The organism is Chryseobacterium sp. A301 (assembly GCF_054489425.1).
The window spans coordinates 108163-130982 of the sequence record NZ_JBTMWY010000001.1 but is presented as its reverse complement, the minus strand read 5'-3'; the positions used below and the strand labels follow the sequence as shown (position 1 = coordinate 130982).

Here is a 22820-nt window from a genome sequence, read left to right as displayed (position 1 = left end):
AATTTAGGCAGCTTGCTTTTTTTAGTGAGGGATTCCTTTTCGAAGGGCGCGGTTCGCATTGGATACCGCCTTTTTTTCTTTCCAGTCCATGTAGCGACTTTTGTACCTTTTTTTAAGGTAATTGTCAATTGTTCTTTGCACAGTTAAGTTCCAAAGTGAGTGAGCTTTAATTGCCCATGACTTGTCCCATGCACGAAGTGAAATAGAAAAACTTCCGTCGAGGTATTTCATCCAATGCCAGTATCCCGTCGGCATGAATAGGGTGTCGCCGTGCTCTAAAAAACATTCCACTCCTTCCACTCCGTCGAGTGCTGGGAATTTCTCAAAGTCTGGTTTTTCAATTTTATAATCTTCGAGGGCATAGGTTGCCATTGGTAGGGAGTAGAGTCTTTTTTTCCATTTGTAGTCAAAAAGGAGCACATGCTTTCTGCCTCCAAAATGCGTATGAAAGATGTGGGCCATGTCAATGTCGTAATGCAAAAAGGTCTCTGATCCTTTGCCTCCAAAGAACATATTTGGGTAGCTGTCTAAAAACCCACCCATCAATTCTTTTGGTGCGCGGTAGTCTTCTAGAATCTTGGGCGCATGTTTGATTGGGTCAAATAGGAAAAGTCGAAGGTCTGTAGGTTCCTTTTTGATTAGATCAATATAGTCTGAAAATTTCATGTTTGCTGCAGAAGCATTAATAGGAGCGCTCGGATCTGCTTTTGCAGAATCGTAAAGTGGAACTTCCACATCTCCTACCATTTCTTTCATGTATTCCAAATTCCATTTCTGGAATGCGGGCCATTTGTGAGCCAGGTTTTTTAGAATAACCGGCTTTTTAGGCTTTAAATAATGGGTGTAGAAATCTTCTTTTGAAATATCCTCCACCACGTCTATTGGTTTTAATATAAGACCCATCTTAAAAAATTAAAGCACAAAATTATTAAAAATGAAGATATGAAAGTTCATTTTAAGTTACAATTGCTTAATATTATCAATATAGGCCTCTAGTACTGTAACATTTGAGAACTCGTGTGGACTAATGTAATTAAATATACTATCATTATGAAGACAGTTTTCGCCTTTGTTTTTGTTTTTGGATTTTCGATTCTTGGAATGGCTCAAAACACCCTTACAGGTAAGGTGACCGATGAGGATGGAGGTGCAGTGCCTAGTGCATCCGTAACGGTCGAAGAGCCTGGAAAAGATGCCATTATTGCGTATGCGATTTCAAATTCGAAAGGCGAGTACAAATTGAATTTTACCTCCAGTGCCTCCCAAGTGAACGTGAAAGTAAAAGCGTTTAACCAAAAGGCATTTTCACGTTTGGTGAAAAATGAATCTCAAACTTTAAACATTAGTCTTCAGAGTGAGGCGACAGAGATCAAAGAAGTAAAGCTAAAAACAAGATTGATTACCAAGCGAGGCGACACGATTTCTTATGATTTGAAAAATTTCGACAGCCAAGCCGACCGTACCTTAGCGGATGTACTTAAGAAGATTCCTGGAATTGAAGTGAATTCAAGCGGTGCAATCTTATACCAAGGAGAAGCCATTAATAAATTCTATGTCAATGGGAAAGATTTGATGGAAGGTGGATACGGCTCTGTGGTCAATGCTCTCCCAAAAGATGCGGTGCAAAAGATGGAAGTTCTTGAGAATCACCAACCCGTAAAAATCCTGCAAGATAAAGTGCCAAGCGAAAGCGCTGCGATCAATATTAAGCTCAAAAACAAAGTGACCATGACGGGTCGTGGAGAAGTAGGTGTGGGTCTTTCGCCCTTTCTGTGGAATGTAAAGCTGACTCCAATGTTTTTCGGACAGAAGAACCAGTGGGTTGTCAACTACAAAACGAACAACACGGGAGAGTCCGTGGAAAACGAACGAAATATTCTCGCATTTGGAAGCCGTTGGGAAGGAAGACGAAACCAAGCCTCTCAAAGGAATTGGATAAGCGTCGATAGAGCCTCTGTACCCAATGTACCTGAAAAACGCTACCTATTAAATAATGTCCATTATTTTTCTGCCAACTTACTCACCAGTCCTTTTAAGAACAAAGATTGGGAACTTAAGGTGAATGCTAACTATGCAAACAATTCGATTGAAAGAGCCTCCAGTGTCGAAACGGTGTACGAGCCTTCTGAATTTTTCCCTGAAGGTGCAAAATCGAGTACGAACTTAGCCAACAATTTCTACAGCAATGAGGCCAAAGGAGAAGTGATTATTACAAAGAACGCCAAAAAAGGCTTTTTCAAGAACACAACGACTTGGAATGGCTTCTGGAACGACGATAAGGGCAGTTCCCGAATCGTGGATTCCAGAACAGGGACGATCGGAATGGATGAATCCATGAACTCCCCAAGTGGAATGATTCAAAACTCTCTTAGCACCATCATTCCTTTCAAAGAAAAAATGATTAACCTTCAGAGTTATATCAGTTATCAAAAGGACAATCAGAAACTTTCTACTGTGTATGATAACTTCCACGATTTTGATGATTTCTTTGGTCGTAATTATGCAAGACTTGATCAAAACATAGACCTCAGTACGCTCAATGCGAATCATTCTGCATCGGTCGGATTTAGCATTAAGAATTTAACCATTACGCCAGAAGCAGGTCTTAATCTATCGTTTAATACGATGGAGTCTCAATTGTTTGGAGAAGGCAGCATGCTTGATACCGATTATCAGAATGACATGAAGTGGAATGAGATTAATCCTTACACTCAAGTGGGCTTAAACTATAAAAAAGGAGGACTGAACCTAAGTTTAACCCTACCGGTTAACTTCTACGGGATGGATTATAAAGACAACCGTACGGGAGAAAGTAGAGAAATCAGCAAAACCGTTTTTGAACCTAGCTTTTGGGGAAGTTATGACTTTGCTTCGTTCTGGAAAATTTGGGCCTTTGCAAATGTTAACTACAACTATGGTAATTTTGGTTCCTTATACACAGGGAATATTTTGACTTCTCCACGTAACATCGGAAACAATGATAATCTGTTGCCAGAGAATCGCAGTATTAATTTTTCACCAAGACTTGAATACCGTAATCCGCTAAACAATTTGTTTTTCAATATTCGCTATAGCTACAACGAGAATGAGAGCAACCTTATTGCAAAAACCACCATTTTCTCGTCAGGAGCGAACATTAGTGAACTTGCCTATTTCGATAATACAACGACCTCGCAAACAGAAAGTGCAGAGATTGGAAAATATTTCCCTGGAATCAAAACCAATTTGTCTTTGAATGCTTCCAATCGAGATTCAAACAATTACAGTATGCTTGTGAACAATCAGACGGGGAATACCGATATGATTGAAACCAAAGTGAATCGTCAAGCGGCGGGATTGAAATTAAACAATGCCATGTTTTCATGGATGAGTGTAGATTATATCATTTCCATGAATTGGAATAAAAATAAAAACGTATTTTACGAGTCAGAGACCAAAACTTCGGGATGGAATCATAGCCTTGCGGCATACTTCTACCCACTAGAGAACCATACCATTGGATTCTATTGGGATGATCTAACCACCGCGCAAATGGATGAGAGTTTCCGAAATTCGTTTTATGATGTGAGTTACCAATATACTTGGGCTAAGAAAAAAATTGACTTTGAACTTAAGTGGTTAAACATCGCAGATAAAAAGGTATACGAAACGATTTCTTACAACCCGAGCTTGATGTCTACAACCCGAAGTGCGATGGAAATTAGACCGAGTCAATTTCTTTTCACTGTAAAATTTAATTTTAAATAAAATTAGTATGAAATTATTTTCTCTGGTCTTTGTTTTATTTTCCCTGCTTCTAGGAGCGCAGTCACGTGCTTTATATGAATATAAATTTGCAAGTGATTCGACGAAACAAGATAGTATTCAGTCGGAATGGATGTATTTGGACATAAATAAAAATGGATCTAAATACTTCAGTAAGCAAACTTTTGAAAGCGATTCCATTTCCTATGCTTCTTTAAAGAAGCAGATTGAATCGGGTTCGAAAAGCATTAACATTGAAAAGAAAAACCCAGGGAAAGTGGATTACGAAGTAGAAAAGACCTATCCCGATTACCAAGTTTTTCTGAACACTGCCGTTGGGAGCGATCATTATCGTGTACCTGAAGATCGTGAGATGAAATGGGAGATTCTTCCTGAAAAAATGCAAATTGGAGAGTTTCTAGCCCAAAAAGCGACCACTCATTTTGCCGGAAGAGATTGGACCGCGTGGTTTACCATGGAAGTTCCGATTCAAGACGGACCTTATAAGTTCCATGGACTGCCAGGCCTTATTGTAAAAGTAGAGGATTTAAGCGGGTCTCACTTAATGGAATTGAAAGCATTTCAAAAACAAAATACGGATTCTGCACTAGGAGATATGGAGCTACCCAACGGAAGATCCATTCCATTTATCTCAAAAAAGAAACTTGACATCACTCGCACGCAGTACATAAAGCAGCTTCAAGCCTATCAAAAGGATCCCGTAAAAGGGATGCGTGAAATGCTTAGTCGTCCCAACACGACGGTTTCCGTAAGTTTCAACGGTTCCGCCACGAGCAATCCTAGTGAAATATTGCGAAGCATGGAGAAGAATGCGCGCGATAAAATGAAAGCCAATAACAATCCTATTGAATTAATTCCGTAGTGCAGTGGGGTTCGTATTTAATATTAATTATTTTTGTATCCTATTTAGCTAATCAAAGTAAATGTCCTATAAATACCAATTAAAACAAATAAAAGCTTTTGTGTTCGACGTGGACGGGGTTTTTACCGATGGAAGTGTTTTCTTGATGCCTGGTGGGCATCAATCCCGAGTCATGAATGTTTTAGACGGGTATGCGGTGATTAGGGCCTTGAAATTAGGATATAAAATAGGGGTCATTACTGGTGGGGACGATCCGATGGTAAGGCACCGTCTGAATTATTTGGGTATTACCGATTATTTCCCCAAATCTTCGAATAAATTAAGTGATTTAGAGGTCTTTAAAAACAGGTATGATTTAGAGGATAGCCAGCTTTTAATGATGGGCGATGACATACCCGATCTATCAATTCTTCGAAAAGTGGCACTTGCCACCTGTCCTATCAATGCGGTTCCTGAGGTGAAGGCCATTTGTCAGTACATATCCCCTATCCAAGGAGGCAAAGGAGCGGTCAGAGATGTGATCGAACAAGTCCTTAAATCGAATTCTCAGTGGATTGAGGACGACACGCAATCGCGCTAACTTATGAGAAACTTATTATTAGGCTCCCAATCGCCAAGGCGAAGTGAGCTTCTTGCTGCTTTGGGTTTTGAATTCCAAACGGTTCGCATTGAATGCGAAGAAACGTATCCTCAAAACCTGGAGGTTTCAAAAATTGCGGAGTACCTCGCGATTGAGAAAAGCAAACATTTTTCTGAATTAAAATCCTCGGAGTTACTGCTTACTTGCGATACCATTGTGGCTCTAGGACAGCAGGTTTTAGGAAAGCCGAAGGATGCCACTCAGGCTATGGAAATGCTTTTGAAACTCTCTGATAAGACGCACACGGTGTATACGGGTGTTTGTTTACGAACGTTCGAAGAAACGCTTAGTTTTACGCAAAGTGCCCAAGTGGAATTTGAAGCCTTAGCTACTTCCGAGATTGATTTTTACATCGCAAATTTCAAGCCTTTTGACAAGGCGGGAAGTTATGGTATTCAAGAATGGATCGGAATGGCCAAAATCAAAAGCTTGACAGGAAGCTTCTACACCATTATGGGATTGCCCACCCACCGCGTATACCAAGAATTGGTATCGCAGGGGCTGAGTCCTAAATTCTAATTATTTTCTATGCCGGTCGAAGTTGAACCGTAAAGTGACGCATGATTGGCGCTTCTTGTGTGATTTCGTATCCTTTGGTGATCGAATCTCTGCGTTCAAATACATTTTTCAAAGCAATCGCAATGTATTCCATATGGTTGTCTGTATAAGTACGACGAGGAATGGCAAGGCGAAGGAACTCGGTTTTTGGATACCGGTTTTCTCTCGTTTGAGGGTCACGGTCGGCTAAAATTGCGCCAATTTCTACTCCGCGTATTCCTGCCTCCTTATATAGTTCCACACCTAAGGTTTGTGCTGGAAATTCTTCTCTAGGCACATTGGGTAAAAATTTTAAAGCATCCACAAAAACGGCATGCCCGCCAATTGGTTTTTGCACCGGGATTCCCATTTCAATGAGTCGATCGCCTAAATAGCGTACTTGAGCGATTCTACTTTCTAGGTATTCAAACTCGGTGGCTTCGTTTAAGCCTACGGCAAGAGCAGCCATGTCCCTTCCGCTCATTCCTCCATAAGTAATAAAACCTTCATAAATAATCGTGAACGTAGATGCTTTTTTGAAAAGATCCTCACTTCTTAGTGCAACAAAACCGCCAATGTTCACAAGCCCGTCCTTTTTGGAGCTCATGGTCATACCGTCTCCAAAAGAAAACATTTCAAGACAAATATCTTTGATTGATTTGTTCTTTTGGCCGGGCTCTCTTTCTTTAATGAAATAGGCATTTTCCGCAAAGCGTGCTCCGTCGAAAAACACAGGGATTTCGTATTGTTCGGATAGTTTACAAACTGCTTTTATATTTTCAAGGGAAACGGGCTGGCCTCCTGAAGTATTGCAAGTGACGGTAATTAAGCAGAACGGAATCTGAGACTTCGGATAGGATTGGTACACCTCTTCTAGTTTTTCGAGATCGATGTTTCCTTTGAAGGGATGTTCTAGCTCCGTGATAAAAGCCTCTGCAATTGTACAGTCAATTGCGCTTGCTTTTCGAAATTCAATATGCCCTTTGGTTGTGTCAAAGTGGGAATTTCCCGGTACGACATCATTTTCTTTTACCAATGCCGAAAAAAGCACGTTTTCTGCCGCTCGACCTTGATGGGTTGGCAAGAGATAGGGGTATCCGGTAATCTTTGTGACAGAGTCTTTTAAATCATGAAAGGAGCGTGAACCGGCGTAACTTTCATCCGCGCTCATTAAGGCAGCCCATTGCCGATCGCTCATGGCGCCTGTGCCACTGTCGGTCAATAAGTCCACAAAAACTTTGTGGCTTTCTAAATTAAATAAATTGAATTCAGCTTTGGCGATCCACTCTTCTCGTTGAGCCTCGGTGGACTGAGTGATTGGTTCAACCATTTTCATTTTATAGGGTTCCGCGTAGGGTAATTTCATTGGAGTATAATTAGAGTAATAAATGTAGTTTAAAATTTCAGAGTAAAAAAAGGGATCACTCCGGAGATTTAAAAACGGCATCGTTCGAATGGAATCCAGCCACGCCTCCACTCACTGCAAATTTCATTGCCGTTGCAGCACTCATTCCTTCCACCGGTTTTACGTTCTGCTGTTCGGTGATAATGACCCAACCTGAAATTGCGTAGGAATGGGGGAGGTAGACGGCAACTTTGCCATTCATGCCCACAGCTAGCAGATCTTTTTGGGTTAAAAAACCAATTCGCCAGATCTCCGGTGCGCTATTCACGCGAACCCAAACAGGCTGTGTGAATTTTTTCTTGTCTCCCACAAAGGAAGACATTAGATCTTTGGTCGGGGAGTATATGTGCTTAAAACCGGGCATTCGCTCAAGAACCGTGTCCATACGACCTAGTACGAGTCGGCCGAAAACGAATTTATTTCCAAGATATCCGATGAGTACAATGGAAATGAGAACCAGAAGAAAGGTAATGCCAGGGTAGAGCTTATTAGAAAGGTAGGGTACACTTTCTTCAATAGAGGAAATGATATACCAAAACACAAAAACGGTAAGGCCGAAAGGACCTATAATCATTAACCCCTGAAAAAAATTCTGGATCAGTTGGCTAAGCAGGTCTTTTCGTTTTTGGTTTTGCATCGAAAGGTTTATTTTAAGTTTTACCCGTGTATGGTTTGACTTTTTCCGTAGCTTTGAATAACCTTGGCCTCATGCTCCAGCCACTGTTCCCAGCGCTTATTGACTTTATCTGGATCGCCCAGTTCCCTTGCAAACGCAATAAAGGTAGCATAATGTCCTGCTTCAGAGATCATAAGTTGGTGGTAAAATTCTTGTAGTTGGGGATCGTGTTGTAGGGTTTCAGTGAGAACTTTGAAACGCTCACAGCTTCTGGCCTCAATAATAGCGGCAAACAGCATTCGGTCAATAATTAAATCTTGGCGACTCCCTTGAATCATGAATTTTGCCAAATCGTTTACGTAGTCGTCTTTTCTGGCTCTGCCGAGGACATAGCCTCTCTCCTTAATGATTTCATGCACAAGTCTTAAGTGCTCTAGCTCCTCCTGCGCAATGCTCAATAGTTCAGTTACGATTGCGGTATGTTCTGGAAGCATCGTGATCAGTGTAATGGCGTTAGAGGCCGCTTTTTGTTCACACCACGCATGATCTGTAAGAATCTCTTCAATATTTTCTTTGGCAAGGTTCGCCCACCTCGGATCGGTTGGCAATTTTAGTTTAAACATACTCTTTCATTTGTTCCTAGCGAGTCACTCAAATATAGTACTCTTTTCATAATAATGATACAAATTTATAAAATTCCTTTGTTTTGAAAAGGTTTGCCCTTAGTTGGCACTTCAATTGAACTGCAGATAAAGAATCAATAAACATAAATTATGAAAACCTCAACAACCTTTATTAAACGTAAGTATGAAAAGCTGAGTCTTTTAGCTATTATGTTCTTTGCAAGCATTTTTGCATTTGCACAAGAAACCACCGAACCACTAGATGTGGATGTCACGACTAGCACCAAGACGACCACGACAAGCACAGAATGGATGAGCAATCCACTTTACTGGGTGATTGGAGGTTTAGTCCTTATCATCCTGATTGCAGTTATAGTACGAGGAAATAATAGAGATTAAACTATTATTTCTCAATTCTTAGAAGCCATCCTTAGTTTTAGGGGTGGTTTTTTCTTTTAAGAATCGCAAGGCGTCCCAGCCGAGAGCGTCCACCTTTTTCAGCACTACGGCAAGGCCAAATGCAAGCGTTGCGTTAAGAAGGAAGATCAGAATCAAAAACACACCCCAAGGGAACTGATTTTGAAACGGAACCACAACAAAATAGATCAGCGAGGAACTAATCCCCTGGGCAAAATAGAAGAAGATTGCATTTTCACCAATATAGGTAACGAAATTATTTTTGTTAATTTTTAATCGATTGTAAAGGACAAACAAGGTGACAATTGAAAATAATGTCCAGACAATGTAGGGGATCTTTGGAGGGAATTTTTCTTTATTGATTCGATAAAAAATTTCCGTCCCATAGGATTGAAATAGCCAGAAAATCGCAGCGCCTACTCCTGTATACAATAGTACTACTGTAGAGCGAGAAAGCTTTTTGCCTTTAATTTGATGTGCACAAAGGAACATGGCCAAATAAATTGTGACGTACCCGACCTGACCTTTCGGGTAGTAATGTGGGAACAGATAAAAAAGCACAGTAAGTCCGAGGCAAAGTCCAATAATCCAGTTGATATGCCGGGGTAGATACCGTAAAATCAGGACCCCTAAAACCGTTAGTATAAAATAGACTTTAAGATACCAAAAGCTTCCCATGACGACAGGGAAGGTGTCCGCATTGGTGTAGCGATGGAGATACCAATTTCCTAGGTTTTGCCACTGAGGATACGTGGAAATGCTTCCAGGTGTGTACTTGGAACCAAAGGTGGAATAGAAATTTTGCAACCCTTCGAGCCCCACGGCCCATAGCCCCACCACTTTAAAAAGATAGTCGAGGAAAAACAGGAGCGTTACAAAAATCATATAGGTGATTTGTAGCTTTAAGAGGCGAAATAAGGTTTTTTCAACTTTTCCGCTTGAGGTGAGTCCGCTGAGCGCATAAAATAGAGGGACGTCAATAAGGAGTGACAAAATGCGGACTTCCGTCGGGACATAATACTGTCCGGACCAAAAAACCGTATGAATGAAGATTACAGAAAGCGTGGCAAACCCTTTTGCAAAATCGATGTACAGATCTCGCTTCATAGTTGAAAATTGTTTAATCAAATATACAATTCTTCCAGCTATTTCTCTAGGTCTATTTTGTCTCCTTATTAAGGATAGATTTAGAGCGGAGCCCTCTAAAAAGTGAGGAATTCGAGCGAGTCACACTGTGAATTAATGAGTTTGGAAAAGCAAAGTAATTACTTAGTGGCTCGAATGGCCTATTTTTGTTGCTAAATTTTAGCAGTAACTCTTTGTGGTTCAGAAAAATTTCTTAATTTTGCAGACTCAAAAGAAGATTATTAACAAATAAAAATTATAGACAATGTTTGCAATTGTAGAGATAGCAGGGCTTCAGTACAAAGTTGAGCAAGACCAGAAGTTGTTTGTAAACCGTTTAAAAGGAGATAAAGGCGCGAAAGTTTCTTTCGACAAAGTTCTTCTAACTGTAAACGGAGCAACAACAGTTGGCGCCCCGGCTGTAGACGGTATCACAGTAGATGCTGAAATTTTAGACCACGTTCAAGCGGACAAGGTGATCATTTTCAAAAAGAAAAGAAGAAAAGGGTACGCTAAAAAGAACGGTCACAGACAACAATTGACTCAAATTCAAATTACAGGAATTACTGGATTTGAAGGGGCGAAAAAATCTGCAAAGAAAGAAAGCGCTAAGTCAGAAGTAAAAACTGTGAAAGCAGAAGCTAAAGTAGAAGCGAAAGGAGCGACCACGACTGCATCCAATGAAGATAGAGCAACCGTTAACTTTGGTGAAGATCATGAATTGAACTATCACTTAAAGAAAAACGAACTTTCTCAATCTAAAGACAACAGAGAAACTCTTATTACTCTTGGAAAGGAGCTTAAGAGCGAATTAGGTAAAAAAGTTCTTTCTCACGAAGAAGTAGATGCTTTAATCGAGAAGAACATTGCACAATTCAAAGAAGTAAAAAAATAACAAACCCTTTAAAACCTAGAATAAAATGGCACACAAAAAAGGAGTTGGTAGTTCCAAAAACGGTAGAGAGTCTCATTCCAAGAGATTAGGAGTGAAGATTTTCGGCGGACAAGACGCAATCGCTGGGAACATCATCGTAAGACAGAGAGGTACTCAACATCACCCAGGTGATAACGTGGGTATTGGAAAAGACCATACTTTATTTGCACTTATTGACGGTAAAGTAGTTTTCAGAAAGAAAGCAAACAACAGATCTTTCGTATCTGTAGATCCAAACGCATAAGAAAAGGCGTTTTATAACTCAAAACGACCAATCGAATTTCGATTGGTCGTTTTTATGTGCATTGTTTTTTAGGATTTTCCTCTTTTGCTTCCACAAGAGTATACAGAGAAAGATTCTTACAAACGAGCATCTACCAAATCTCGGTTTAGCTTTGCTTTGATATCAAAGACGACCGATGGACTATTCTTTAATGGTTCTAAATCCAGAGATAAGAATTCCTCGTGAGCTACTGCAAGAATAATTGCATCGTATTTTTTATCTCCTAAGCTTTGAAGCAAAGGAATACCATAATGGGCTCGAACTTCCTCCGGGTTTGCCCAAGGATCGTACAGGTCGATTTTCGCTCCATAGTCTTTCAGTTCCTTGTAAACATCTACAATTTTAGTGTTCCGAATGTCAGGACAGTTCTCTTTGAAGGTGGCTCCTAGAATCAAAACTGACGAATCTTTAATCGTCATGTTTTTTTGAATCATGAGTTTGACCACTTTCGAAGCAATGAACTCGGATACAGAATCGTTGACCCGGCGTCCTGATAGAATAACATTGGGATGGTACCCAAGTTGTACAGCCTTATGTGCTAAATAATAAGGATCCACTGAGATGCAATGACCTCCTACGAGACCGGGTTGGTAAGGCAAGAAGTTAAATTTTGTGCCTGCTGCCTCTAAAACATCCTGCGTATCAATTCCAACACGATCAAAGATAAGAGCAAGTTCGTTTACGAACGAGATGTTCACATCGCGCTGAGCATTTTCAATTGCCTTTGAGGCTTCGGCTACTTTTAGACTTGGAGCTTTATGAGTACCCGCTTTAATGATTGATCTGTAAAGCGTGTCTATTTCCTCTGCTGCCTCAGGGGTGGAACCCGAAGTTACTTTTTTGATGGTGGTAAGGGTGTTTATTTTGTCTCCAGGAACAATACGTTCGGGAGAATACCCGACGAAGAAATCTTCGTTGAATCTTAATTGTGATTGCGCTTCCAATAGAGGAATGCACTCCTCTTCCGTACAGCCTGGGTAAACCGTAGATTCATAAATTACAATGTCACCGGGTTTAAGCACTTTTCCAACGGATTTAGAGGCTTCAAGAAGCGGTCGTAAATCGGGCGCGTTAAAATCATTAATTGGTGTAGGTACCGTGACGATGTAGATTTGTGCAGATTTTAGATCATGCAGATCGCTGCTTGCTTGATACCCCTTTTGGAATTCGCTCGAACGGGCAAGATCCAAGCGATCTTTAAGATCGATTGGATCTGCCTCCAGAGTTTCATCCAGTCCTTGGTTTAGACTCTCTACACGTTTTTCGTTTATGTCATATCCGAGTACCGGATGCTGTTTTGCGAATTCTAATGCCAAAGGAAGGCCTACATATCCTTGACCAATGACGGCTATTTTTTTCTTCATTGTGTGGATTTGAATATTAACGAGTCAACCAACCTCCGTTTTTAACGGTCGCAATCGCAAAGGGTGAAATCCAAAACAGAGCAACCAGGTAAAATAGACTGTACGGATAAGCCCAGAGGGAATCTGCAAAATTATAACGTTTTGTGAAAAAGGCCATTTGGATGCTAGAGAATATAAAGGTACCTACTAGCGCAGAACTTAGGTAAATTAGCGGATGAGTTAAAACGAAGTATAACATAATGAGTGTGATTGGATACGTGAGAAGGATTTTCATCCATTGATTCACGAAAATAAGGCGAGCACCTGCCTTATTCTTAGCACGGAAATTTTTGAAAATGAATCGGTTCATCATCAAGGTTTCCCGTACATTACTTCTGCCCCAACGGGTAAACATCTTATGAAGATTTTTATAGCCTATGGGTGTATTTGTAAGGACATTTGCATTTCTCTGAAACTGCACATCGTATCCTTGCTCTAGAATGAAGTTCGTCATGGCGCGGTCTTCACCAATCGTGGCATAATTGCCCATAAACTTCTGGTTGATCCATTGTGAAAGAGAATGCAGTGCGGCATTTCTGCGGTAGGCAGAAAGAGCGCCAGGAGTACAAAGGACAAAGCCTAGGGAACTCTGCGCTGCACGCATAAATTCAAAACTGAATACAAAACTTACGTTTAGCATTTTAGGAATCGTTCCTTGGCCTTTGTTAAGCACCTTTACGTTTCCGGCCACTGCTCCGCAGTTCGGATTGGTCACAAACGGACTTACTAGGTTTCGTAAGGTGTCAGGTTCTACAACGGAATCACTGTCAATTGTAATAAATATTTCACCTGTTCCCGTAGTGAATCCCCGGTGAAGTGCATGACGTTTTCCTTTGTTTTCTGCCTGTTGTAAAGTTTTCACTCTGCCACCTAATTCATTTGCGGCTCTTTGAATCCAGTACCAGGTGTCGTCCTTGCTCCCATCATCGATAGCCATAATTTCAAGTTTGTCTGCAGGATAGTTGCTTTCGGTGATACTTTTAAGGGTATGGTAGACGAGAGAACCTTCGTTGTACGCGGGAACTAGAATGGTACACGTGGGAAGCTCGCTATCGCTAACAGAGGCCACAGGTTTGTATTTGAAGTACTGGTAGACAATGTAAAGAAGGAAGAGTAGTTGAAAGGCAAGGATGGACACAAGGAAAATTGCCACAAATTTACCTAGAGGGGTTTCCAGTCTTTTCAGATGAAACTCTTCATAGTAAGGTCTGAAATTGACCACTGCAAAGATTGCACTAAACATCAAAATTTGAACTCCAAGTAAGATTGTGAAATCTCGTTTGCGGAAAATTTTCTTCTTTTTTTCTAGTTGCGGTATGGGACCATTGAGCGTATATTTTTCAGTCATCTTTCTTTTGTTTTTAGATTTGTTAAAATCGCTATACAAAGAAAGTGGATAACAGGGAGGAAAAGGGGGGATTTCGCCCGATGTATGTCGAGCTCCTTATAGATGTTTCACTACTAAAGAGTGTTAAAGAATTTGATGTGTTTTAACAAGTTCGACCAATTCGACTAAAGAATTGAGTCCCAATTTTTCCATGATTCGTTTCTTGAAAGTGGAAATGGTGTTTTGTTTAAGAGCGAGTTCATTGGATATTTCGAGATTTCCATAGCCTTTGGCTAGCAACTCTGCAATTTGTAACTCTCTTGAAGAGAGTTGGTTGAGTGGGTTTAATAGGTTGGGGTTGTGCTGAGACAAGTTCATTAATGTACGAGTCAAAGGGGCAATGTATTCCCCTTTCTCTAGCATATTTTGAATCGCCTCTTCGATTTCGCTTTCGTTACTAAGTTTGTTAAGAAAACCGTTTGCACCTGCCTCTAAAAATTTCAGGGAATGATCACTCTCTTCAAAGCTAGAGAAGATAAGGATCTTAAGATTTGGATATTGCTCTCTTATTTCGGGTAGTATGGTGAGGCAATTTCCGTCAGGATATTGGGCGTCCATAATCGCAATGTCAACTACATTGTGGGAAAGGGTGTTTTTAATTTCTTTCAGGTTCGAGGCCTCTAATACGGTGTATGAGTCTAGGAGGTCACTAAGGATAAAACGAATGCCTTGGCGAACAATATGATGATCGTCTGCCAATAAGAAATTAAGGGTTGTTGTATTTAAATTCATTTTACAAGGTCAAGATTGAGCCGGAACTGTATCTCAGTTCCCTCTCCGAGTTTACTATCAGCAGAAATAGTGCCGCCAAATAAATCCACTATTTCTTTGCAAAGATTTAAACCAAGTCCAGCGCCTAAATTGTCAATTTCTTCCGATACGAGACCTTGGTAATAGGGTTGGAATATTTTCTTCAAGTCCGATTTTGAAATTCCGATTCCTGTGTCTTTCACAACCACATGCAGGGTAAGAGTCTTGTCGTTAAGGGGAGTAGCTGCCGCTTTGATGGTGATTTTTCCATTTTCGGTGAACTTACTTGCATTCCCAAGAACGTTGGTTAAAATTTGATGAATTTTAATATTGTCCGCATGAACTCTCCACGAAGGATCGATGGTATTTAAAATTTCAAAAGTATTGTTACGAGATTCTATGTAGGGCTTAAATACATGCAACAGCGCACTAATTTCCTCATAAAGATTGAAGTCCACTTCTTTTAGTTCAATCTTTTGATTCTGGTTTTTGGTATATTCTAAAATTTGATTGGCTTGAATCAAAAGAGAGTTGTTAGTGAATTCAATGGATTTGAGGGCTTCCAGTACAGTGGGGTCCTCAGTCTTTCTCGCAATCCTAGAGGTGAATAAGTTGATGATTTTCAGGGGAGCGCGAATCTCGTGGCTCAGCATTCCTAGAACTCGGTTTTTGAAATTAAGACTGTTGCTAATCGTCTGGTTGGCAAGGCGAAGTTGCTTCTCGTAAAGAAAGGATTGTTTAGTATAGTAAAGAACCACAATCAGTACAAAGAAAATCATAACCAATAGTCCAAGCATCGTGTTTCTCCGAATTTTATTGTTCTTCGAATTTTGCTGGTCGTACTCCTTTTGCAACCCCAGGCTTACATCGCGAATTGTACTTTCGTATACGTCCATCAAGTCATTGCTTAGAATAATGAGATGGTCGTAGTTTTCATACAACTGGCTTGATTTTGAACTAGTGGTTTCAATTCGGCTCTCGTATTTCTTGATCTCTCTAAGATAATGATTGTTTACCGCCGTGACGGCACTGTCAAAATCTTTCTTAATTTTGGTGGTATCAAGTGTGCTTTCTGAGAACGTTTCGATGTATACAGTATCTCGCTTAACCTCTACGTTGCCGGTGATTGCATCTTTTAAGCGAGGAAGAAGCTTCTTTTTGGTCGCACTTGTGTCGGGAGTCGAACGATGAAATTCGACGTTAAAAGTTTGTTTAGGTTCCTCAATGTTATAGTTTTCAATCGTGATGGGTTCACTTTTCTTCTCGGGCGACTTTGAATCTTGGTAGACCGTTTCAATTAATCGTTCCAGGTCGGAAAGCTCTGCAGTTTGTTTATTTTGAGTTTTGAGTCGTCCTCTAAGTGTAGACTTGAGGTCGGGGTGTGTGTTAATGCTATCGATGTTCTGGGTGAGTTTACGAAGGGAAGTGAAGTAAGAATCTAAGTACTTCTTCTCGTTTCCACTAATGTATTTTTGCAAATTGTATTGCGTCACGATCAGTTCGGATCGTGAGCTCTGCATGAGCTGGGTGAGACCTCGGGTTTCTACCAATTGCTTTCGTATCGTCTCTAGTTTCCTTGAATTGAAGTATTCATTATAGAAGAACATCAAAATGATTCCTTGAATGAGTACCAAACAGGCAATGAGCGAATATTGAATTAAAGGTTTAAACTTTGCTGGCGATTTGTTCATTGGTAAATGTCAACTCTCAAATTTATAAAAAAAGAGTCAAGTTCTAGTCGATTTTGTGACTGCTTAACATTTTGAGGAAACCTTTTTGAAGTCCAAAACGTATGCTAGGTGACAAGAATACACAAAAAAACACCTACGTGTTGTAGGTGTTTTTGCTCCTCCTCTTGGGCTCGAACCAAGGACCCTCTGATTAACAGTCAGATGCTCTAACCAACTGAGCTAAGGAGGAATGCTTTACTGTTTCTAAGCGTCTGCAAATATAATAGGTTTTTTAATTTTGCACAACTATTTTTGGAAAAAAAATTAAAATTTTCCAGTTATCCATTTAAATATATCGTTCCCGAAGATAAGCACCATCAGGCCAAGGAGGAAGATCACCCCGATCATTTGTGCGTTCTCTAAAACTTTCTGTGGCACGGGTTTTCCTGTAATGATTTCCCATAAAGTAAATACGACGTGACCTCCGTCAAGTCCTGGGATTGGGATTAAGTTTAAAAACGCTAACCACACCGAAAACATCGCGGTAAAGCTCCAAAAGAACTCCCAATTAATGGATTCTGGCATCTGCTTAATAATTCCGATAGGTCCAGAAACTTTTTTATATCCTTGTGTGGTGCTGTTGAAGACAATTTTGAATTGTTTGATTTGCATCACAAGCACGTCGATAGTACGTTCCAGACCTCTTGGGATCGCTTCAAAAAAGCCGTACGTTTTCTTTACGTTTGTTCGATCCAAAGCAGCTATGAAAGGGGCTAGGTCGGTTGAGAATCCTAATTTCCCTTCTTTGTCCACTCTTGCAGTCGTATTAAGGGTTTCATTGTTTCGAACAACACTTAATGTAATGTCTTGATTTTGTTTTGTGGATAATACTTCTGTGACTTGATCAAAGAAGGGAGTCGGCATCCCGTCAATGGCTACAATTTTATCCCCTTTTCTTAATTCTGATTTCTGAGCACCCCCATTCGGTGTGATGCTGTCTATAACGGTTGGGAACCGTTGAGAAAAATAAGCTTTGGCCTCGTTTGCTTTCAAAACATCCGCTACGCCATGTTCGTTTACTGGAAAAGTGACTTCTTGGCCCTCGCGAAGGACAGTAACCTCATCTGCGAAAAGCATGTTGACCATGGTCGTTTCAAATCGCTCTGCAGGTTTCCCATCAATAGCCAGGATTTTATCGCCAGTCATCAGACCCATTTTCTTTCCTTCGGTGGTCACTGAAATTCCATTTTCAAATTTCGTATTGTCGTGGAAACTTTCTCCTTTGAAGTAAGAAAGGGAAGAGTAAATTAGCCAAGCAAGAAAAAAGTTAACGGTAACCCCTCCAAGCATAATGATAAGGCGTTGCCATGCCGGTTTACTTCTGAATTCCCATGGCTCTGCCGGTTTTTTAAGTTGTTCGGTGTCCATACTCTCGTCCACCATTCCTGCAATTTTCACGTATCCTCCTAAAGGCAACCATCCGATCCCGTATTCGGTACCGCCAATTTTCTTTTTTACTAGGGAAAACCAAGGGTCAAAAAAGAGGTAAAATTTCTCGACGCGAGTTTTAAAATATTTAGCCGGCAGGAAATGTCCTAATTCGTGGAGAACCACAAGTATTGAAATACTTAGGAAAAACTGAAATAATTGAGCTATAGTCATTAAATGTATTTAAATAATAAGTGGGGCAAAGGTAGTAATTATCAAAGGTCTGCCAAAACAAAAAGGTTCCCTTTAGAAGAGAACCTTGTATCTTTATTTTTGAATGGATTAGAAGTTGAAAGAAACCCCTAAACTACCGTTGTTACCAAATTCTCCGTAGATACCTACGTTTTGGTTGAAGAAGTAACGAACACCTAAGTGTGCGCCTAGACCAAAGTCTTTCCCTAGAACCCCAATGTTAACGCCTGGATAAACGTCCCATTGTTCTGGTAAGTTTAATGGCTCTTGTAAGTGGAATCCTACACGACCGAATACAAATAGGTTATTGTCTTCGTTATTGTCTTTGTACCCATCGAAATACACGTTTGCACCTGCACCAAGAGAAACAATACCTCCTAAACCGTAGTCATAACTACCTGTGATTCCGGTTCCGTAGCCCCATCCGTTTAGACCGACTTGCACTTTCTGATCTCCTTTTCCATTCCATGCTTGAGCAGAGACTGTGCTACCTATAAACAGCATTGAGCATACTAAAATAAGCTTTTTCATAATTTTTTTAATTTTAATTGTTCAAGTAAGCGAATTCAAATATGGAGCCAAAAATAAATTATTTGGTTCGGATATGTAAATTATTATAAATTTAAAAAAAGTTCTATATGAAATCAATGCATTTATTTGGTCTTAGCTTAGATATAAAGTGGCATGATCCGGCATATAATTTTAAAAACATAGAATCTCTGGTAGAGAACGTCGAGGTGGATTTAATTGTGCTTCCTGAAATGTTTTCCACTGGTTTTTCTATGTCACCTAAGCAAATCGCGGATAGAGACCGCTCGAGCTTAGAATGGATGAGAAAACTCGCCCGCGTAAAGAATGCAGCAGTTTGCGGCAGTGTGGCTATTGAGGAATCGAATAGTTATTTGAATCGAATGTATTTCGTAAATCCTGAGGGGAACTATGCGTACTATGACAAACGCCATCTTTTTTCCTTTTCGGGAGAAGACAAAATCTATACCCCTGGGAAGGAGCGTACAATTGTAGTTTATAAAGGAATTCGCTTTTTATTGCAGGTGTGTTACGATCTTCGTTTTCCTGTATTTTCCCGTTATAAGGAAGATTATGATGCGATCTTATACGTAGCCAATTGGCCAGAAAAGAGAGTCGATCATTGGCAAAGTTTACTCAAAGCTCGCGCAATCGAAAATCAGTGCTATGTTTTGGGAGTGAATCGAACGGGAATGGATGGAAATGATTTGAACTATGTACCCAGTTCTTATCTTTATTTTGCTGACGGTAAGTCGATCGCAGAAGAAACGAAGGAAGGTATTACGGGCAATATTGATTTACAACGTTTGCAGAAATACCGGGAGCATTACAAATTTCTAGGGGATCGGGACCACTTTTCCATTGAGGACTAGGACTGCGTGGAATGTTTTTTAAGTAAAGATTCAAGGGTATTTACATCGTGAACTCCACTTTGTTTGTAAAGCAGTTCTGCATTTTTGAAAATCGCTAAAGTGGGAACACCCCGAACTCCGTATTCGGCGGCAATGCTTGGAAATTGATCTACGTCGATTTTTACAATTCTAGCTAGCTCTCCAATTCTATCCTTTACTTCTGTTAAGACGGAAGACTGTACTTTGCAAGGACCGCACCAGGTCGCAAAAAAGTCGATGAGCACGGGACGTTCCGAATCGATAAGTTCTTTGAATTTTTGTGACATAACAAAAGGGTTTCTAATTGTGTTTTTACAATATGTAAAATTGGCAACCTCGTACTTCGCAGTTATTTAAGCGAGATTCCCTCTAGTTGTTTAATGGAATTAAATCCTCCTTCGATTTCTTTATAATTTCGGATTCCTCTCGAATTGAGGATGCTACCTGCAATCATGCTACGGTATCCGCCAGCGCAATGAATGAAGAAGGGTTGGTTTAAATCCATTTTGCTAGCCCATTTAGAAATCTGATCTAATGGCGCATTAATAGCTCCTTCAATATGCTGGGCCTCAAACTCTTCTGGTTTTCGGACGTCAATAATTTTAACTTCCTGTTTTGATTCGTTTGCAAAACTTTGTGCAGTGACTCGTTCAATGGAATCTGATTCTTTCCCACTCGCTTTCCAGGTAGGGAATCCGTTATTTAAATATCCAATTACATTGTCAAAGCCGACTCTTGCTAGTCTTGTAATGGCCTCTTGCTCCATCCCATCTTCAGTTACAAGCAGTAGGGGTTGTTTTACATCCACTATCATTGCACCAACCCAGGGTGCAAAATCTCCTTTAAGTCCAATATTGATGGAGTTCGGGATGAATCCTTTATGAAACTCTGCGGCCGGTCTGGTGTCTAATATAAGAGCACCGCTTTGCTCCGCTGCACTTTCAAATTCACTCGGTTCTAAAGCTCTAAGACTATTGTTTAACACCTGATCAAAGCTGGCATAGCCCCCTTTGTTGAGTGCGACATTCATCCCAAAATATTGAGGAGGTGCTGAGAGTCCATCAAGGACCGCCTCTACAAAAGCTTCTTTGTTTGGCTGGTTTAGCGCGTAATTGGTTCTTTTTTGGTTCCCAAGGGTATCCACGGTTTCTTTTTGCATGTTTTTGCCACACGCAGAACCTGCACCATGTGCCGGATAAACAAGCAGTTCATCGGGAAGTGGAATGATTTTGTTTTGAAGGCTGTCGTAAAGCAATCCTGCAAGCTCTTCCTGGGATAGGTTTGCTGCTTTTTGAGCCAAATCAGGCCTTCCAACATCTCCTAGAAAAAGAGTGTCTCCTGAGAATATAGCATGGGGATTTTGGTCTTCGTCAAACAAAAGATAAGTGGTACTCTCCATGGTGTGTCCGGGTGTATGAAGCACCTTGATTTTCACTTTCCCAATTTCTAAGATCTCACCATCCTTTGCAATCGTAGCATCAAAAGTAGGATCTGCCGTGGGACCGTACACAATCGGAGCTCCTGTTTTTTCACTTAAATCTACGTGACCGGAGACGAAATCTGCATGGAAATGCGTTTCGAGAATGTACTTTAACTCAACTCCATCTTGGGACAAGCGTTCAAGATAGGGGTGGGTCTCCCTAAGTGGATCAATAATGACAGCTTCTCCTTCAGAGACAATATAATAAGCACCTTGAGCTAGGCATCCTGTGTAAATTTGTTCAATTTTCATCTTCTGTAAATTGTGTGTCGTTTTGCTATACATTGCAAATTTCGACTAATTATTTTAAATCCTCCCACGAAGTGGTTCATTGTTGCAATTGATGAAATCAATCACTGTACTTTGTCTTTTGTTTCTCGTTCCTATGTCTATAAGAATTTCAGCCTTCAAGGATCTTTCACTTCTTTTCCACGTGAGTTCTTTAGTGGAAAGTGGTTTCCATGCTTGTTTTATTTTAGGATAAGTTCTTTTACTATAATGAAGATCCCCATGGAAAGAACAACCCATCCAAAAAGCGGTTTTAGTTTTTTGGATTCTATGTTTTTTGCAAAGGCAACCCCGACCAAGATCCCTACGATAGAGAGTCCTGTGAAGATTAAAAGAAAAGGCCAATCGATATGCACCTTGTCTAATGAGGACACGAATCCAATAAGTGAGTTCACAGAAATAATAAATAACGAAGTACCTACTGCCTGTTTCATTGAAACCCCAACGAGCATAACCAGAGCCGGAACAATTAGAAATCCTCCTCCCGCGCCAATAAAACCCGTGATGATTCCCACGAGCAGTCCTTGCGAAGCAAGAAGTGTATAGTTCGACTCTTGGAACTTCCTACCTCTAGGCCTTTCCTTTTTTTGAATCATTTTAATCGCTGAGATAAGCATTAGTATCGCAAATAAGAGCAAAATAAACATCTCATTGGTAATGGTGATTCCCCAACGGTTGATAATGTACGGGGGCAGATGGGGAAGAACCACTCTTCTTGAAAAGAGGATTCCAAGGACGGAGGGGAGCCCAAATTGCAATGCAGTCGAAAACTGCACGTGTCCTTGTCGAACAAAACTAACAGAGCCAACTGAACTTGTAACCCCTACCACAAATAAGGAAAGCGTTGTCGCTGTAATTGCGTCTATTTCAAAGAGGTATGCGAAGACGGGAACGCTTAAAATACTGCCACCGCCCCCAATTAATCCCATGACGAGACCGATGACGATTGCAAAAAAATATCCTAAAATATGCATCTAGTACTTGGTTTTTTTGATCGATTTCAAAGGTAATACAATTTATTTTTTTTCCCATTTGTCTTTAAGGAAATGAACTATGTATATTTTTTAAAGAATTTCAAGAATTTCAAGGGACTGCTGACCAACCTCTAGGCGATCTCCGATTTTTTTGGAAGTAAATTCTCGGTAGACAGGGGCTTGGTCCGAGACCGATACAATCACGGTTTTGTTAATTTCTGTGCTAGGAATGGATACGCCAAGAAAATACCAATCTCCACTTGTCTTTACAAGCGCACCTTTCTCTAATCGTTCATGTGACTGATTCTTTTGCTCCAGCAAAAAATCCACTGTTAATTTTGCTTCACGAAGCAGCTTTTCAAACCGAAGTTGCATATCCTTCGCTTCGGTTTGTCGTGAGAAGTCTTCGGGCTCTCTTGTTTCTTGTTCGTCAATATCAGAAGCGGTTTGGTATCGTTCTACCGAACTTTCTAAATTATCTATAATGGTTTTTTGCTTTTCAATTAAAGCTTCTATTAGTTCAGTCCGTGTCATAGCGATTAAATTGATGTAATAACAAATCT

The 22820-nt window shown here is 40.4% G+C and carries 23 protein-coding genes and 1 tRNA gene; 8 read left to right on the top strand and 16 right to left on the bottom strand.

Annotated features, from left to right (window positions below; all coding sequences use genetic code 11):
• Positions 1 to 21 precede the first annotated feature (21 nt).
• Positions 22 to 903 (bottom strand): cupin-like domain-containing protein, encoded by an 882-nt coding sequence (locus ACX3PU_RS00615; protein ID WP_459082761.1) that lies wholly within the window; start codon positions 901 to 903, stop codon positions 22 to 24.
• Positions 904 to 1050: 147 nt separating this feature from the next.
• Between ACX3PU_RS00615 and ACX3PU_RS00610 the strand changes: the two genes are divergently transcribed.
• The 4 genes from ACX3PU_RS00610 to ACX3PU_RS00595 all read left to right on the top strand — a co-directional run bounded on the left by ACX3PU_RS00610 (position 1051) and on the right by ACX3PU_RS00595 (position 5786).
• Complete coding sequence (locus tag ACX3PU_RS00610) at positions 1051 to 3747, top strand: TonB-dependent receptor (RefSeq protein WP_459082759.1); 2697 nt, start codon at positions 1051 to 1053, stop codon at positions 3745 to 3747.
• A 7-nt stretch (positions 3748 to 3754) separates the two neighbouring features.
• Positions 3755 to 4627 carry a GLPGLI family protein gene (locus tag ACX3PU_RS00605; protein WP_459082757.1) on the top strand — a complete coding sequence of 291 codons (873 nt, stop codon included), beginning with the start codon at positions 3755 to 3757 and terminating at the stop codon, positions 4625 to 4627.
• Between the two features lie 61 nt (positions 4628 to 4688).
• Positions 4689 to 5207, top strand: coding sequence for a KdsC family phosphatase (locus tag ACX3PU_RS00600; RefSeq protein ID WP_459082755.1), 519 nt, complete (start codon positions 4689 to 4691; stop codon positions 5205 to 5207).
• 3 nt (positions 5208 to 5210) lie between these two features.
• Positions 5211 to 5786: a Maf family protein gene (locus tag ACX3PU_RS00595; RefSeq protein WP_459082753.1), complete on the top strand. Its 576-nt coding sequence runs from the start codon at positions 5211 to 5213 to the stop codon at positions 5784 to 5786.
• 7 nt (positions 5787 to 5793) lie between these two features.
• Here the strand turns inward: ACX3PU_RS00595 and ACX3PU_RS00590 are convergent, their stop codons facing one another.
• From ACX3PU_RS00590 to ACX3PU_RS00580, 3 genes are read right to left on the bottom strand one after another with little or no spacing between them, the layout of a single operon-like run.
• Positions 5794 to 7170, bottom strand: a complete 1377-nt coding sequence (locus ACX3PU_RS00590; RefSeq protein ID WP_459082751.1) for a tryptophanase — start codon at positions 7168 to 7170, stop codon at positions 5794 to 5796.
• A gap of 55 nt (positions 7171 to 7225) precedes the next feature.
• Positions 7226 to 7846 (bottom strand): DUF502 domain-containing protein, encoded by a 621-nt coding sequence (locus ACX3PU_RS00585; RefSeq protein ID WP_459082749.1) that lies wholly within the window; start codon positions 7844 to 7846, stop codon positions 7226 to 7228.
• Between the two features lie 20 nt (positions 7847 to 7866).
• The gene (locus ACX3PU_RS00580) at positions 7867 to 8448 is read right to left on the bottom strand and encodes a MiaE family protein (RefSeq protein WP_459082747.1); all 582 of its coding nucleotides are present in this window, start codon (positions 8446 to 8448) and stop codon (positions 7867 to 7869) included.
• A 150-nt stretch (positions 8449 to 8598) separates the two neighbouring features.
• Between ACX3PU_RS00580 and ACX3PU_RS00575 the strand changes: the two genes are divergently transcribed.
• Complete coding sequence (locus ACX3PU_RS00575; protein WP_459082745.1) at positions 8599 to 8847, top strand: hypothetical protein; 249 nt, start codon at positions 8599 to 8601, stop codon at positions 8845 to 8847.
• An 18-nt stretch (positions 8848 to 8865) separates the two neighbouring features.
• On the opposite strand, the gene ACX3PU_RS00570 is transcribed toward ACX3PU_RS00575, so the two are convergent.
• Positions 8866 to 9972 carry an acyltransferase family protein gene (locus ACX3PU_RS00570; RefSeq protein ID WP_459082743.1) on the bottom strand — a complete coding sequence of 369 codons (1107 nt, stop codon included), beginning with the start codon at positions 9970 to 9972 and terminating at the stop codon, positions 8866 to 8868.
• Positions 9973 to 10255: 283 nt separating this feature from the next.
• On the opposite strand from ACX3PU_RS00570, the gene rplU reads away from it, so the two are divergent.
• Entirely contained in the window at positions 10256 to 10885 is a 630-nt protein-coding gene (rplU, locus tag ACX3PU_RS00565; protein ID WP_459082741.1) for a 50S ribosomal protein L21, read from the top strand.
• 25 nt (positions 10886 to 10910) lie between these two features.
• Positions 10911 to 11168: a 50S ribosomal protein L27 gene (rpmA, locus tag ACX3PU_RS00560; protein WP_459082739.1), complete on the top strand. Its 258-nt coding sequence runs from the start codon at positions 10911 to 10913 to the stop codon at positions 11166 to 11168.
• 116 nt (positions 11169 to 11284) lie between these two features.
• Here rpmA and ACX3PU_RS00555 read toward each other — a convergent pair whose 3' ends face one another.
• The 7 genes from ACX3PU_RS00555 to ACX3PU_RS00525 all read right to left on the bottom strand — a co-directional run bounded on the left by ACX3PU_RS00555 (position 11285) and on the right by ACX3PU_RS00525 (position 18628).
• Positions 11285 to 12571 (bottom strand): nucleotide sugar dehydrogenase, encoded by a 1287-nt coding sequence (locus ACX3PU_RS00555; protein ID WP_459082737.1) that lies wholly within the window; start codon positions 12569 to 12571, stop codon positions 11285 to 11287.
• 16 nt (positions 12572 to 12587) lie between these two features.
• Positions 12588 to 13958, bottom strand: coding sequence for a glycosyltransferase family 2 protein (locus ACX3PU_RS00550; RefSeq protein ID WP_459082735.1), 1371 nt, complete (start codon positions 13956 to 13958; stop codon positions 12588 to 12590).
• A 123-nt stretch (positions 13959 to 14081) separates the two neighbouring features.
• Complete coding sequence (locus ACX3PU_RS00545; RefSeq protein ID WP_459082733.1) at positions 14082 to 14729, bottom strand: response regulator; 648 nt, start codon at positions 14727 to 14729, stop codon at positions 14082 to 14084.
• Positions 14726 to 16438 carry a sensor histidine kinase gene (locus ACX3PU_RS00540; protein ID WP_459082731.1) on the bottom strand — a complete coding sequence of 571 codons (1713 nt, stop codon included), beginning with the start codon at positions 16436 to 16438 and terminating at the stop codon, positions 14726 to 14728. Before ACX3PU_RS00540 ends, ACX3PU_RS00545 begins: the two co-directional genes overlap by 4 nt.
• Positions 16439 to 16593: 155 nt before the next feature.
• Positions 16594 to 16667, bottom strand: a tRNA-Asn gene (locus ACX3PU_RS00535).
• A gap of 74 nt (positions 16668 to 16741) precedes the next feature.
• The gene (rseP, locus tag ACX3PU_RS00530; RefSeq protein WP_459082729.1) at positions 16742 to 18079 is read right to left on the bottom strand and encodes an RIP metalloprotease RseP; all 1338 of its coding nucleotides are present in this window, start codon (positions 18077 to 18079) and stop codon (positions 16742 to 16744) included.
• A 108-nt stretch (positions 18080 to 18187) separates the two neighbouring features.
• Entirely contained in the window at positions 18188 to 18628 is a 441-nt protein-coding gene (locus ACX3PU_RS00525) for a DUF6646 family protein (RefSeq protein WP_459082727.1), read from the bottom strand.
• Positions 18629 to 18735: 107 nt separating this feature from the next.
• Between ACX3PU_RS00525 and ACX3PU_RS00520 the strand changes: the two genes are divergently transcribed.
• Complete coding sequence (locus ACX3PU_RS00520; RefSeq protein ID WP_459082725.1) at positions 18736 to 19497, top strand: amidohydrolase; 762 nt, start codon at positions 18736 to 18738, stop codon at positions 19495 to 19497.
• Here the strand turns inward: ACX3PU_RS00520 and ACX3PU_RS00515 are convergent.
• The 4 genes from ACX3PU_RS00515 to ACX3PU_RS00500 all read right to left on the bottom strand — a co-directional run bounded on the left by ACX3PU_RS00515 (position 19494) and on the right by ACX3PU_RS00500 (position 22791).
• On the bottom strand, positions 19494 to 19802 hold the full coding sequence (locus tag ACX3PU_RS00515) for a thioredoxin family protein (protein ID WP_459082723.1): 309 nt from the start codon (positions 19800 to 19802) through the stop codon (positions 19494 to 19496). The genes ACX3PU_RS00520 and ACX3PU_RS00515 overlap by 4 nt on opposite strands.
• 62 nt (positions 19803 to 19864) lie before the next feature.
• The gene (locus ACX3PU_RS00510; protein ID WP_459082721.1) at positions 19865 to 21247 is read right to left on the bottom strand and encodes an MBL fold metallo-hydrolase; all 1383 of its coding nucleotides are present in this window, start codon (positions 21245 to 21247) and stop codon (positions 19865 to 19867) included.
• 218 nt (positions 21248 to 21465) lie between these two features.
• The gene (locus ACX3PU_RS00505; protein WP_459082719.1) at positions 21466 to 22257 is read right to left on the bottom strand and encodes a sulfite exporter TauE/SafE family protein; all 792 of its coding nucleotides are present in this window, start codon (positions 22255 to 22257) and stop codon (positions 21466 to 21468) included.
• Positions 22258 to 22347: 90 nt separating this feature from the next.
• Positions 22348 to 22791, bottom strand: coding sequence for a hypothetical protein (locus tag ACX3PU_RS00500; protein WP_459082717.1), 444 nt, complete (start codon positions 22789 to 22791; stop codon positions 22348 to 22350).
• Positions 22792 to 22820 lie beyond the last annotated feature (29 nt).